A 13,618-nucleotide genomic window follows, 5' to 3' on the forward strand; every position below is an offset into this window, starting at 1 on the left:
TCACCGCGCCACCGCCCGCGCGCCGGTCCCGGCGCCCGCGCGACCGGCCGCGACCGCCTCGCGCTGCGGCCGCCACCAGGCCACCAGCTCCCGCAGCCCGTCCTCCAGCTCGACCCGCGCCTCGAACCCGAGGTCGCGGCGCGCGGCGGACGTGTCCGCGAGCCGGCGCGCCACGCCGTTGACCGCGCGCTCCGGTCCGTGCTCGACGGGCAGGTCGCTCCCCATGGCCCGCAGCAGCGCCTCGGCCAGACCCAGCAGGCTCGTCTCCGTGCCGCTCGCGACGTTGTAGACCCCCTCGACCACGTCCGAGCCGGCGGCCAGCAGGTTCGCGCGGGCCACGTCGCCGGCGAACACGAAGTCCATCGTCTGCCGGCCGTCCCCGAACACCAGGGGCGGCAGGCCGTCGGCGATCCGCTCCATCCAGCGCACCAGCACCTCGGTGTACAGCCCGTGCACGTCCATCCGCGGCCCGTAGACGTTGAAGTACCGCAGCAGCACGTAGTCGAGCCCCGACATCGCCCGGAAGCTGCGCGCCATGCCCTCGTTGAACGACTTCGCGGCGCCGTAGAACGTGTCGTTGTTGTGGTGGTGGTGGCGCTCGCCGGTCGGGAACTCCTCGGCCAGCCCGTACACCGACGCGCTCGACGCCGCGACGAGCTTGCCGACCCGGTGCTCCGCCGCCGCCTCCAGCACGGTGAACGTCCCGTCGACCAGCACCTCCAGGGCCAGGCGCGGCTCCTCGGCGCACTGCGTGATCCGGATCGCGGCCTGGTGGAACACCACATCCTGGCCGCGCACCAGGTCGTGCACCGTGTCCCGGTCCCGGATGTCGCCCTCGACCAGCTCGACCCGCCCGGTCGCCAGCGCCGGGGCGAGGTTCTCCCGCCGCCCGCGCACCAGGTTGTCCAGCACGACGACGCGCCCCGCACCGGCGGCGAGCACCTGGTCGACGATCGTCGAGCCGATCGTCCCGGCGCCGCCGGTGACCAGGACGCGGGCGCCTGCCAGCGCCGTCACGACGCGGCTCCCGGGCCCACGGGCAGCGCGGCCAGCTGCGGCGTGACGAGGGGCGGCGGCGCGACGACCAGCTGCGACGCCACCGGCTGCCGCACCACCGGCACCGTCCGGCCGCCGTCGGCCAGGCTCAGCGACGCCGACTCCAGCACGTCCAGCACGCGCAGCCCGGCGTGCCCGTCGGTCTGCGGCGCCCGGTGCTCGCGGATCGCGGCGCCCAGCTCGGCCACCATCACCGACAGCGCCTCGCGCTCCTGCAGCGCCGGCGCCCACGCGTCGCCGATCCGGTACGAGACGGTCGCCTCGGTGCGGTCCGGCAGGCTCTGCCCCAGGTCGACGCCCCGGTCGTACACCGTGAGCCGCTGCTGCGGCGCGAGGTCGTCCCAGACCAGCGTCCGCCGGCTGCCGCCGACGACCATCCGCCGGATCTTGGTCGGGCTCAGCCAGTTGACGTGCACGTGCGCGATCGCGCCGCCGGGCAGCGGCAGCGTCAGGTACCCGACGCAGGCGTGCCCGACGTGCAGCGGGTCCCCGCCCTGCGCCGCGACCCCGGTGGGCAGCAGCCCGCCGGGCAGCACGAAGTCGAGGATCGACAGGTCGTGCGGCGCCAGGTCCCAGAACACGTCGACGTCCGGCTGCACGATGCCCAGGTTGATCCGCACCGAGTCGACGTACTGGATGTCGCCGAGCGACCCGTCGGCGACCAGCTCCCGGATCTTGCGCACCGGCGCGGTGTAGCAGAACGTGTGGTCGACCATGAGCACCCGGTCGACCTCGGCGGCCCGGGCGACCATGCGGCGGGCCGCGGCGCCGTCGTGCGCGATCGGCTTCTCGACCAGCACGTGCTTGCCGGCGTCCAGCGCGGCCAGCACCAGGCCGACGTGGGTCGCGGCCGGCGTGGCGACGGCCACGGCGTCGAGGTCGTCCCGGGCGAGGAGCGCGTCGGTCGAGGTGACGACGTCGACCGTGCTGCGCGGGCCGGCGACGTGGCGGGCGCGTTCCGCGTCCAGGTCGCAGACCGCCACCAGGTCCCAGCCGGGGGCCGCGCGGAAGTTCCGTGCCAGGTTCGGGCCCCAGTACCCTGCGCCGATCACCGCGACCCGGAGCGGATCCGTCATGACGGCCTCCTTCGACAGCGCCAGCGTGGCCATCCGAAACGGACATGTCACGCAAATCGGGACATTTCACCCTCTCGACGGCCAGGGCCGCGCGGCCGTAGGGTCCGGCTCACCCCGACGCGTTCCCGGCCGGGAGCCCCCCGAGCCCCGGGAGCCCGCATGGACGACGACGCCGCGGCCACCGGGGGCGCCCTCCCTCCGCCGCAGATCGCGCCCGGCGCCGACGTCGACGCCCGCGCCACGGTCGGCCCCGGGACCCGGGTCTGGCACCTCGCGCAGGTCCGGGAGGACGCCGTCGTCGGCACGCAGTGCGTCATCGGGCGCGGGGCGTACGTCGGCCCCGGGGTGCGCGTCGGCGACCGGTGCAAGATCCAGAACCACGCCCTGGTCTACGAGCCGGCCGTGCTCGAGGACGGCGTCTTCGTGGGGCCGGCCGTGGTGCTCACCAACGACCTGCTCCCCCGGGCGGTCAACCCGGACGGCTCGCTCAAGACCGCCGACGACTGGCACGCCGTCGGCGTGACCGTCCGCGAGGGCGCCTCCGTCGGCGCGCGGGCCGTGTGCGTCGCGCCGGTCGTGGTGGGCCGCTGGGCGCTGGTCGCCGCCGGGTCCGTGGTGACCCGCGACGTGCCGGACTTCGCGCTCGTGGTCGGGTCCCCGGCCCGGCGGGTGGCGTGGGTCGGCCGGACCGGCGAGCGACTGGTCCCCACCGGTGCGGGGAGGTGGCGCTGCCCCACGACCGGCGAGGAGTTCGCCGAGGCCGACGGGGTGGTTTGGCCCGCTCCGTAGGGGCAACACCACTCAGCCGCACCACCTACACGGCCACCGTGACCACCTAGTCGCGCGGGATCCACCACTCAGCCGAGGTGACCCGCCACGCAGGTGCGCGCGTCGACGCCGGCGCGCGCGTCACGCCCCGCTTCACCGCCCCGCCGGCACGTCGCACCGCCGCGACCCGGGCGTTCACCGCCCGCCGGACGGGGCCCGAGGTCCCGGGACCACGCGCCGCGGCCCGTCGCGGGGCGACCGGCGCGGCGCGCCCGGGACCTTCGTCCCACTCCGCTCGCCGGATCGATGTGCAGAGTCATGAGTAGCACACGATGTGTGCGAGCCGGTTGAACCGAGACCCGCAGCGCGCGAGCACCGCTCCTGACGCGCTGGTCCCGCGCCCGGCCCGCACCGCACCCGCGCCTCTGCGGCGGGTGCCGCCCCCACCGGGCCGAACGAGTGCCGCCCCCTCTCACGTCGACCAGCCGCCCCCGTGCTCAGTCGCTCCCGGTCCCGCGCCCGTCCCGGCGCAGGTGCCCGGCGATGCGCCACGGGTGCGGCGGAGAACGGATCCCGCCATGGACATGCCCCTCGGTGCCGACCGCCCCGACCCTGCCGCGCTCACCGCCGGCCCGCGGCTCGACAGCCCGCGGAGCCGGCACGGGCGCGACCGGTCCGTCCACCTGCGAGGCGCGCGGTGACGCAGCGGACCTCCCGAGCCGGCTCGGTCGCAGCGATCGCTCGTGCGCCGCGGCGGCTGCTCGCCGGCGCCCTCCTCACGGTGGTCGTCCTCGCGCTGACCCTGCTGACGGTGACGACGACCGCCACGCCGGCCCGGGCGCTGGACGACGTGGGGTACGGGCCCGCGAAGGGCTGGACCGCGTCGGGGGGCGTCGCGACCACCCGACTGCCCGGCAACGCGGCGGCGCTCGGCGAGATCAGGGTGACCGCGCCCGGGCAGGTCGTCACGACCCTCAGCGGCGGGACGATGGCCCAGGCCTACCCCGCGCTGTCCGCACTCACCCCCGGCTGCATCACCGACCGCCGGACGGTGGGGATCGTGTACGAGTGCGGCACCTTCCCGGTGACCGTCACCCTCCCCCGGGCGGTGGCGAACCCGGTCCTCCGCGTCAGCCTCGCCGGAGGGGCCCGGGGCATCCACGGCGAGCAGATCCCCACCGCGAGCTGCGTGCACGGCTGGCCGCAGGCCACCGTCCGCAGCGTCAACGGCGCGGCACCGACCCCGGCCGACGTGTCGTTCCTGAGCACCACGCACCCCGCCGGCGGCTTCACCGACAACGTCGTCACGCTCAACCAGGACGACTGGCAGTCCCGGGTCTGCGGCGACGCCAACGCGGCGCTGGTGAGGCTGCGGTTCAACGGACTCGTCGACACGATCACCTTCGACCTGACCATCTACCAGCGGCTCCACAAGTTCGTCAGGACGTACGACGGCGGCCTCGCGCCCGTGGCCGGCATCTCGATCGACGTCGAGGTCCCGCGCGCGGACCTCGCCATGCAGAAGAGCGGGCCGGCGGTGGTCGACGCCGACGGCGCAGTCACGTGGGACCTCGCCGTGGTGAACAACGGGCCCGCGGACTCGCACGGCTTCGTCGTCCGGGACGCGGTGCCCGCCGAGGTCACCGACGCGACCCTCGTCGACGCCCCGGCGGGGTGCGAGCTCCGCGGACGCGACCTCGTGTGCGCCCAGGCTCCCCCGACCTGCACGGCGACCCAGAACCCGACGGTCGCCACCTGGGCCGACCTCTCCTGCACGCAGCGGACCGCACCGGACGTCCCCGCCCTGGGCCGCGGCCAGACCTCGGCCACGATCACCCTGCGCGGCACGGCACCGCACGCGCCGGGCACCGTGCTGACCAACACCGCGCGCGTCTCCGGCGCGGACGTCGACCTGGACACCGCGAACAACACCGCCACGGCGACGTCGCGGGTCGAGGCGCCGACGCTCACCGTCCGCAAGGAGCTCCCCGAGCGGGCGGCGGCCCGGGACCAGTTCACGGTCCGGGCGGTCGACCCCGGTGACGCGGCCGACCCCGGTGACGCCACCGTGGCTTCGGTGACCACCGCGGGCACCGCGACGACCGCGTCCAGCACGCCGGTCCAGGTGCAGCGCGGCGAGACGTACACGATCACCGAGGCCGTCGCGCCCGGGTCGGTCAGCGGCCTGGAGCGGTACCGGGCGAGCCTCACGTGCGTCGACGACTCCACCGGAGCGCCCGTCCCGGCCGAGCCCGCGGGGTCCGGCTGGACGTTCGTCCCCACCGAGAACCACCCCTACACCTGCACGGTCACGAACACGCCCGCGCCCGACGTCACGATCCGGGTCGCCAAGGTCGGCGAGAGCGCCGACGGCGAGGTCGTCCGCATGGCCGGCTCCGGCTTCGAGCTGCTCGCCGACGACGACGGCCGGGCCGGCGACGTGCTCGCCGACCCCGCGGCCGTCGAGACCGAGACGGGCCTGTTCGAGCTCGCCGACCTGCCCCCCGGCACCTACTGGCTCCGCGAGACGGTCGCGCCCGAGGGGTTCGCCCTGCTCGCGCAGCCGGTGCGGTTCACGGTCGACGCGGACGGCGTGGTCTCGCTCACGGACCCCGAGTCGAACCCGCAGGTCACGGCCGACGGGGACCTCATCACCGTCCACGACGTCCCGCGCTACTCCCTGCCGGAGGCCGGCGGGGCGGGCCCGTGGGCCCTCACGGTGGCCGGCGGCCTGCTGCTCGCAGCCGCAGCCACCCTCACCACCGTACGGGCGCGTCGCGTCCGTCGCACCACCCGAGAGGAAAGCAGGAACCACGCATGAAGGCACGACACCTCCGCGGCGTGAGGGCGCTGCTGGCGGCCGGGGCGGGCATCGCGATGCTCGCCGTGGCGGCCGGACCGGCGACCGCGGCTCCCGTGATCGACCCGGACCGGCGCGGCTCGATCACGATCCACAAGTACGAGCAGCCGGACGACGCCACCGGGCTCCCCAACAACGGGACGCTCCTGCCCAACGAGCAGCTCGGCGACCTCACGCCGATGGACGGCGTGCAGTTCACCGTCCAGCAGGTCGACCCGACGGTGTACGACCTGACCACCAACGCCGGGTGGACGGCCCTCGAGGCCCTCACCCCCGCGGCGGCGAAGACCCAGCTGTCCGGGCACTCGGCGACGGTGACCACCGCGGGCGGCGGCACGGCCACCGCGGGCAACCTGCCCGTCGGCGTGTACCTCGTGACCGAGACGGTCTACCCCGCCGGCGTGACGCCGTCGGCGCCGTTCCTCATCACCGTGCCGCTCACGGACCCGACGAACCTGAACACGTGGCTGTACGACGTGCACGTCTACCCGAAGAACGAGGTGACGACCTCCTCCAAGACGGTCGACGAGGGCACCGGCACGAAGCTCGGCGACACGGTGCAGTTCACCATCACCGGTGACATCCCCGACGTCGAGGTCATCGACGGGTACAAGGTCGTCGACCAGCTCGCCGACGCGCTGCGCTACGAGAGCGCCACGGTCACGCTGAAGGACGGTCCCGCGCTGGACGCGGGCGACTACACGCTGACCCACGTCGCCGGCACCGTCACGGTGCAGTTCACGCCGGCCGGTCTGCTCAAGCTCGCGGCCAACAGCGACGCGCAGGTGCAGGTGGTCATCTCCACGACGGTCATCGCGGTCGGCGAGATCCTCAACGAGGCCGTGGTGTACCCGAACCTGCCGAGCTTCACGATCGAGCCCGGCGAGCCCGGCGGTCCGTCCGTCACCCCCGAGGTCGTCACCAAGTGGGGCAACGTCACGCTGAAGAAGGTCGACAGCGAGGACGCCGCCGCCCTGGCGGGAGCGCAGTTCCGCGTGTACCTCACGGAAGCCGACGCGCGCGCCGGCACCAACCCGCTGACCATCGACGGCGTCAGCACCTGGACCACGGGCGACGACGGTCTGCTGACCATCTCGGGTCTGCGGTACTCCGGGTGGGTCGACGGCGCGGCTGTCGCCGTCGGTCAGCCCGGCTACCAGTCCTACTGGGTCGCCGAGGTCGCCGCGCCGAGCGGCTACGAGCTGCTCGCCGCGCCGGTCGAGGTCCACGTCGACGACGTGGACACCCAGGTCGACCTCACGGTCGAGAACGTCGCCAGCAACGGCGGCTTCACCCTCCCGCTGACCGGTGCGGCCGGCACGGCCCTGTTCGGGTTCGCCGGTGCGCTGCTGGTCACCGGTGCCACGCTGCTCGCCCTGCGTGCGCGCCGCCAGCGGGTCGCCGCCGAGGCCTGACCTGAGGCGACACGGGCCGGGGACGCACCGTCCCCGGCCCGTGTCGGACCCGCACCCCATGACGAGACCCCGCCCCCGCGCGACCGCCGCACGGTCCCGACGCCGCTCCGGCGGCTGGCAGGCCGTGGTCGTCGGCGTGCTCGCGTTCGCCGGGGTCGTCGTGCTGGCCTACCCGTCGGCCGCCCGCTGGTTCACCGACCGCACCCACGAGCGAGAGGTGACCGGCTACGTCGACGCGGTGGCCCAGCTGCCGGACGCGGCCCGCCGCGACCTGCTCGCCGACGCCCGCGCGTACAACGCCGACCTGCCGCGCGGCCCGCTCCGGGACCCGTACACCCTCGGGCCCACCGGCGAGCAGCAGGCCGCGCGCGCCGAGTCCGACCGGTACGACCGGCAGCTCCGGCTCGGCGGAGAGAGCGTCATGGCCCGCCTCCGGATCCCCGCCATCGGCGTCGACCTGCCCATCCGGCACGGGACGTCGGCGCAGACCCTCGCCGAGGGCCTGGGTCACCTGTTCGGCACCTCGCTGCCGGTCGGCGGCCCCAGCACGCACGCCGTGCTGACCGGCCACTCCGGCCTGGTGGACGCCACCATGTTCGACGACCTCGGCGCGCTCGAGGTCGGCGACAGGTTCACGGTGGACGTCGCGGGCGAGACGCTCACGTACGAGGTCGACGAGATCCTCACCGTGCTGCCCGACGACGCGTCCGCGCTGCGGGTCGTCGAGGGCGAGGACCGGGTCACGCTCGTCACCTGCACCCCGATCGGCGTCAACACCCACCGCCTGCTCGTCCAGGGGCACCGCGTCACCGTCGCCGCGACCGAGGGCGGCCAGGGCGTCGTCCCGGGCACCGGGCGCACCGCCGGCTTCCCGTGGTGGGCCGTGCTGCTGGCTGCCGGCGCGGGCGGCGCCACGCTGCTCGCCGTCGTGCTGCACCGCGGGCCCCGCCGCCGACCGCGCCACCTGGCGCCGGCCCGCCGCCGCTCCCGCCGCCGGGCCCGCCCACCGTCGGCACCGTCCGCACTCGCACGACGGTCGCCGCGCCGGACCCGCGCGGCGCGCGCGCGGACCCGGGACGTTGGTCCTTCCGGGGGACGTTCCCGCCGTGCTGGCCTGCGGTGACATACCGTTCCGACCGCAGGCCGCCGCACCCGACCGGGTCCACCTGCCGACCCGGAACGGGGACCGCTGGATGCGCCGCACACCTGCCGTCGTGACCCTCACGCTCGCCCTCGCGGGTGCGCCGCTGCTGCCGGCCGCGTCGCCGGCCCTCGCGGCTCCCCCGACGGCGACCGTGACCTTCGCCGACACGCAGCTCACCATCGGGGAGACGACGACCGTCACGATGACGTTCTCCGAGGCCGTGACCGGGTTCACGCTCGCGGACGTCGTCGCCAGCGCCGGCACGGTGACCAACCTGACGACGAGCGACAGCATCGTCTACACCGCGACGTTCACGCCGACCGACACCCTCGACGCCACGACGGCCAGCGTCACCGTCGCGCACTCGGGGGTAGCGGACGGCTCCGGCACACCCGGGACCGGGACGTCCTCGGCCACGGTCGCCGTCGACACCCTCCGCCCGTCGGCGTCGGTGGTCGTCGCCGACACGACGCTCCAGGCCGGCGAGACGTCCCTGGTCACCATCACCTTCTCGGAGCGCGTCACGTCGCTGGACCGCGGCGACCTCGTCGTCGCCAACGGGACGGTGAGCTGGCCGTCCAGCGCCGACGGCGGGCTCACGTGGACCTCCGAGCTGACGCCCGCCGCCGATGTCGACGACCCGGCGAACGTCGTGACGCTCACGAACTCCGGCGTGATCGACCTCGCCGGCAACGGCGGGACCGGCACGACGACCTCGAACTCCTACGCCGTGCGCACCGTGCGGCCGGACGCGACCGTCATGCTGGCGGACACCGCGCTGAAGGCCGGCGAGACCAGCACGGTGACCATCACGTTCACCGGCGCGGTCTCCGGCTTCACGAACGCCGACCTCACCGTCCTCGACGGCACGCTCACCCCGGTGGGCAGCACCGACGGCGGGGTCACGTGGACGACCACGTTCACCCCGGCGGCCGGCGTCGAGGCCGCGGGACGCGTCCTCACCCTGGACCTCACCGGTGTGGTGAACGCGGCCGGCAACGCCGGCCTCGGCACCGTCAGCTCCGGCGCCTACGTCGTCGACACCCGCCCGCCCACCGCCACGGTCGCCGTGGCCGACCCGGTCCTCGGCATCGGCGAGACCACCACGGCCACCATCACGTTCTCGGAGCCCGTCGCGGGGTTCTCCGCCGCCGACGTGGTGGTCACCGGCGGCACGGTCAGCGCCCTCAGCACGACCGACGGGCAGGTCTGGACGGCGACGTTCACGCCCGCCGCGAACACCGAGACCACGACGGCGTCCGTGCGCGTCGACCTCTCCGGCGTGGTCGACGGTCTGGGGAACGTCGGCTCGGGGGTCACCCCCGCGGCGCCGTTCACGGTCGACACGGTCGCGCCGACCGCGACCCTCGCCCTCGCGGCGTCGCGGGTCACCGGTCCCACGACGCTCACCGTCACGTTCTCCGAGCCGGTCACCACGCTGACGCTCGCCGACCTCACCGCCACCCGCGGCACCCTCTCGGCCCTGGCGACCGCCGACGGCGGCACGACCTGGACCGCGACCTTCACCCCCGACGCGGGCGTGTCGGCGGCGGTCACCATCGCCCTCGACCTGCCCGGGATCACCGACGCGGCCGGCAACGCCGGGGTCGCCGCGGTGCTGTCGGCGCCGTTCGCGGTGGACACCGCGGCACCGGCCCCGCCGTTCCCGCCCCCGCCGTTCCGCCCCACCGCCCCGCTCCCCGCGGCCCCGCTGCCGGCCGCGCCCGTCGCCGTCGTCCCGGCACCGTCGGCCACGGCCCCGGTTCCGGCCGCGCGCCCGCTCGCCGCCACGGGTGCCGAGGTGCTCGCCCTGCTCGGCTCCGCCGTCGCGCTCGTGGGCACGGGCCTCGCGGCGCTGCGCCTGCGCGGACGGCGGACCCGCCCCGGCACGCGCTGACCCCCTCGGCGTCGCGCCCGCCGGCCGGGCGCGACGCTCAACGGCTGCGATCGACGGCCGGTAGACCGGGGAACGGCGAGAGGCCACCCCCGGTTTCCCGGGAACGGCCTCTCGCCTGCTACTTCATCTGTCGGGCTGACAGGATTTGAACCTGCGACCCCTTGACCCCCAGCTCACGTGGTCGTCGATCGGGAGCATCCGCACACGTCCGCTCCCGTGTGAGCTTCGGCTAGGTCTGAACCACCGGACGGGTGTGGACCTGCACGGACAAGCTGCGCTGGGGTCATCGCTTGGGGTCAGGAACAGTCCCACCGAGCGCGCTCCGCGTGAGTCAGCTCCCCGTCTCGTTCGGCACCGTCGTTCAGTTCCACCTCGAAGCCCGCACCTCGTGGTTCGCCCGGCCGTGGCGCTGAGGTTCACGCGGGCGGTTGTCCGCACCGGCCTGACCGTCGCCGACTGGGCTGGCATACCGACGCCCTGTACGCGGAGCATGCCGGCGACGCCCGAGCTTGGGATCCCGGCGACCTAGAGCTGTTCCGGTCGCTGGTCGCCCGGCTACGCACGCAGCACGGCACAGAGGCGCGCAGCGACCTCGCGGCCGACCTCGGTGCGCTGGCCGAGGCGATGGTCTACCCGCGGCCGCGGCGCTGACGCGCTACCAGCTCTGGGCCGCGAACCAGCGCACGATCTCGGGTGCCCGATGCCGCCAGTACGCCTCGACCTCGGTGCGCTCGACGGGCAGTCCCGGGTCGTCGTTGACGTCGTCGAGGTACCCCAGTCCGCGCACGATCGCGGACACGGCAGCCTCGGGAGACGCGGGCTGGTAGCGGTCGACGAACAGCACCAGGCCCTCCTCGACGGTCAGGTCGGTGCGCTGCTCGATGACCATCAGGTCGAAGTAGTCGCGCAGCTCTCCGCGGTCGGCGATGACCTTGACCTTGGTGGCGAGCAGGTCGGGCAGCGAGGCGATGCGCACGCCGTCGACCTGCGTGAAGTCGCGCAGCGGGCGCTGGGTGGTGGCGTCGAGGAACTGGACCTTGGTGTCCTCGAACACGCCGTCGAGCGTCCCGGCGCTCTGGTCGGTCACCGCGAACCGGCCGCGGGCCTTGAGGATCTCGGCCAGCTGCTGCTCGTCGAACGGCCCGTCGGTGAAGAAGTCCAGGTCCCGCGACAGCCGGTGGTGCAGGTGCACGGCCAGTGCGGTGCCGCCGGCGAGGTAGGCAGCCTCGGGCACGACCGGCCCGAGCTCGCGCCACGCGTGCGCTGCGCCCTCCGGCAGCGCCTGCTCGAACTCGTGCCCCTCGAGCCGGCCGGACAGGTCGACCTCGGACTCGCCGGCAGGCTTCCCTCGACCCGCGCTGGTCCGGGCCTTGGCGCTGCCCTTGATGGCGTGCTGGTTGGTGCCGCGCCCGCCGCCGCTCTTGCCCGTCATGATGCCCTCGCAACGTTCAGGAGCCACCGGTCACGGGGCGCGAAGCTGCGCGAGGACATCGCCTTCTCCAGGGCCTCGTAGGGCAGCCCGGTCACGGCCCACGCGGTCGCGGTGGGATCGGGTGCGGCCAGCAGCCGCGACGCCACGAAAGCAGCGTCGGCGGGCAGCGTGAGCGCGCGCACGTCGACGTTCCAGAACAGGTGGTGGAACCGCGCCGGCACCTTCGTCGCCCGATCGCGCTGGGGCGGCTGCGGCAGGGCGGCCGCCTTGGCGTCGCCGAGCAAGCTCCGCGGCCAGGTCGCCAGGCTTCGCGCAACCCACTCGGTGACCTCGACGGCGCGGCCGGACGCCACGGTGCGGGTGCGCTGGGTGACCAGCCCGCGGGCCTGCAGCTCGTGCAGGGCCTTGGCGGCCGTGGTGGGGCTCGTGCCCGTGAGCCGGGCCAACGCCCGAGCCGAGCGGATGCCGAGCGGGGCGTGCGCGACCGCCTTGGCCGCAAGAACGGCCTCGCGGGTCAGGCCGCTGCGTCGCCGCGGCACCTTGCCGATCTCGCGCTCGATCGCCTCGGCGACGGCGGCGGGCACCTGGCGCGCCTTCCCCGGGCCGGCGGCGGGCGGCACGCCGTGGCGATCGAGCAGGCGGTGCACGCGCGGCAGGGAGATGCCTGCTGCCGCTGCGACCTGCGGCGCCGAGTAGGTGTCCATATCGTTATGGTACCGCCTGCGTCACGGTTGACGCGGGGCCCGGCGGGATCCGGACCCGCTGCGGGAGCCAGCGTTGTTCGCGGCAGCGCCAGCGGCGCTTGCGCCAGATCAGCTGCACCGGGGTGTGCGGGCGAGGGTGCCTGGGCTGCAGGAGGAGTGCAGGGCACAGCCGTTCGTTGGTCACTGACCGGGCCAGGAAGGCCCGCGACCGGGCTCGCCGCGGGAAACGACTGAGCCCGGCCGCGTCGGGTCTACTTGCTGTCGATGCTGAAGACGCCGGAACTGGCTGCGGCCTTCTCCTGCAGGTCCTGCCATGCGCTGGCGTCAGCATTGAGGGCGTCGAGGAGGTAGGCGGCCACGGCGTCGGCGACGAGAGCGACACGGGCGGGGTCCTCGTCGCTGGTCTCGCGGACGGCTTCCCCTGCGACGCCGCCGAGGGTGTGCTCGCCGTCGGTGATGGTGAGCATCGCCTTGGGGGCGGGGCTGAGGTAGTAGGCGTCGGTGAACCAGTCCGGTCCGCGGGTGGACATCGCCGACTGGTCCTTGCCGCCGGTGATGACCAGGGCGGGGGTGGTCATGGTGGAGTAACCCGGGCGCATGAACGGCAAGTGCTCCAGCGCGAACGGGGTCAGCGTGTCACCGGTGCCGGTGGTCGCGATGAGCGCGCCCGCCTTGACGGCGGGGTGGGTGAAGTCCTCCCCCGGGGCGCCGTCGGCGTCCAGGACACGGGCCCCGAGCAGAGCCCCGGTGCTCTGCCCTCCCCAGGAGTGCCCGACGACGGCGACGCGGCCCGCGTCGACGCGGGGAGACAGGCCGGGGACCTGGCCGAGGACGTCATCGAGGTGATCCAGGACCGCGTGCAGGTCGGCGATGCGGACCCGCCAGATGGTGGAGAAGCGCGGGTCACTGAAGCCGATGCGGTTGCGGCGGGAGTCCAGGTGGGTGGGCTGGACGACGACGAACCCGGCGGCCGCCCAGCGATCCACGAGAGGTTCGTAGCCGTCCATGGACCAGGCGTTGCCGTGGGAGAAGACGATGACGGGCAGGTCCTGGCCGTCGACGGGTGCGGTGACCTTGACCTGCAGGTCGAGGCCGCGGTCGACGCCGTGACCGGTGGTGGGAACCGTGATGGGCTTGACCGCGATGAGCTGACGGTCGAGGGCTTCGGGCACGAGATGTCCTTCGAAGGGGGCCGGCTCTGCCACACTGGCGGAGCATCGTTCCGCCGACGTTAACGGAACATCGTTCCGCGAGCAAGGGAGGGCG

The 13,618-nt window shown here is 74.5% G+C and carries 10 protein-coding genes; 5 read left to right on the top strand and 5 right to left on the bottom strand.

Annotation, left to right across the window (positions count from 1 at the left end):
• Both QNH85_RS02155 and QNH85_RS02160 read right to left on the bottom strand, forming a co-directional pair.
• Positions 1-1,017 (bottom strand): NAD-dependent epimerase/dehydratase family protein, encoded by a 1,017-nt coding sequence (locus QNH85_RS02155; protein ID WP_282944249.1) that lies wholly within the window; start codon positions 1,015-1,017, stop codon positions 1-3.
• Complete coding sequence (locus QNH85_RS02160) at positions 1,014-2,132, bottom strand: Gfo/Idh/MocA family protein (RefSeq protein WP_282944250.1); 1,119 nt, start codon at positions 2,130-2,132, stop codon at positions 1,014-1,016. Before QNH85_RS02160 ends, QNH85_RS02155 begins: the two co-directional genes overlap by 4 nt.
• A gap of 159 nt (positions 2,133-2,291) precedes the next feature.
• Here QNH85_RS02160 and QNH85_RS02165 point away from each other — a divergent pair, with 159 nt between their 5' ends.
• The 5 genes from QNH85_RS02165 (at position 2,292) to QNH85_RS02185 (ending at position 10,216) form a co-directional block, all read left to right on the top strand.
• The gene (locus QNH85_RS02165; RefSeq protein ID WP_282944251.1) at positions 2,292-2,921 is read left to right on the top strand and encodes an acyltransferase; all 630 of its coding nucleotides are present in this window, start codon (positions 2,292-2,294) and stop codon (positions 2,919-2,921) included.
• 676 nt (positions 2,922-3,597) lie between these two features.
• Positions 3,598-5,721: a SpaA isopeptide-forming pilin-related protein gene (locus tag QNH85_RS02170; RefSeq protein WP_282944252.1), complete on the top strand. Its 2,124-nt coding sequence runs from the start codon at positions 3,598-3,600 to the stop codon at positions 5,719-5,721.
• A complete protein-coding gene (locus QNH85_RS02175; protein WP_282944253.1) occupies positions 5,718-7,175 on the top strand; it encodes a SpaH/EbpB family LPXTG-anchored major pilin in 1,458 nt (485 codons plus the stop codon). The genes QNH85_RS02170 and QNH85_RS02175 overlap by 4 nt, the downstream gene beginning before the upstream one ends.
• Before the next feature lie 58 nt (positions 7,176-7,233).
• Positions 7,234-8,298, top strand: coding sequence for a class C sortase (locus QNH85_RS02180; RefSeq protein ID WP_282944254.1), 1,065 nt, complete (start codon positions 7,234-7,236; stop codon positions 8,296-8,298).
• A 70-nt stretch (positions 8,299-8,368) separates the two neighbouring features.
• On the top strand, positions 8,369-10,216 hold the full coding sequence (locus QNH85_RS02185; protein WP_282944255.1) for an Ig-like domain-containing protein: 1,848 nt from the start codon (positions 8,369-8,371) through the stop codon (positions 10,214-10,216).
• Between the two features lie 655 nt (positions 10,217-10,871).
• Here the strand turns inward: QNH85_RS02185 and QNH85_RS02190 are convergent.
• The 3 genes from QNH85_RS02190 to QNH85_RS02200 form a co-directional block, all read right to left on the bottom strand.
• Entirely contained in the window at positions 10,872-11,648 is a 777-nt protein-coding gene (locus QNH85_RS02190) for a nucleotidyl transferase AbiEii/AbiGii toxin family protein (protein ID WP_282944256.1), read from the bottom strand.
• Positions 11,645-12,352 (bottom strand): MarR family transcriptional regulator, encoded by a 708-nt coding sequence (locus QNH85_RS02195; RefSeq protein ID WP_282944257.1) that lies wholly within the window; start codon positions 12,350-12,352, stop codon positions 11,645-11,647. The genes QNH85_RS02190 and QNH85_RS02195 overlap by 4 nt, the downstream gene beginning before the upstream one ends.
• A gap of 251 nt (positions 12,353-12,603) precedes the next feature.
• Complete coding sequence (locus tag QNH85_RS02200) at positions 12,604-13,524, bottom strand: alpha/beta hydrolase family protein (protein ID WP_282944258.1); 921 nt, start codon at positions 13,522-13,524, stop codon at positions 12,604-12,606.
• Between the last annotated feature and the right edge of the window lie 94 nt (positions 13,525-13,618).

Origin of the sequence: Cellulomonas endometrii, assembly GCF_949769265.1 — a bacterium.
GTDB classification, from domain to species: Bacteria; Actinomycetota; Actinomycetes; order Actinomycetales; family Cellulomonadaceae; genus Cellulomonas; species Cellulomonas endometrii.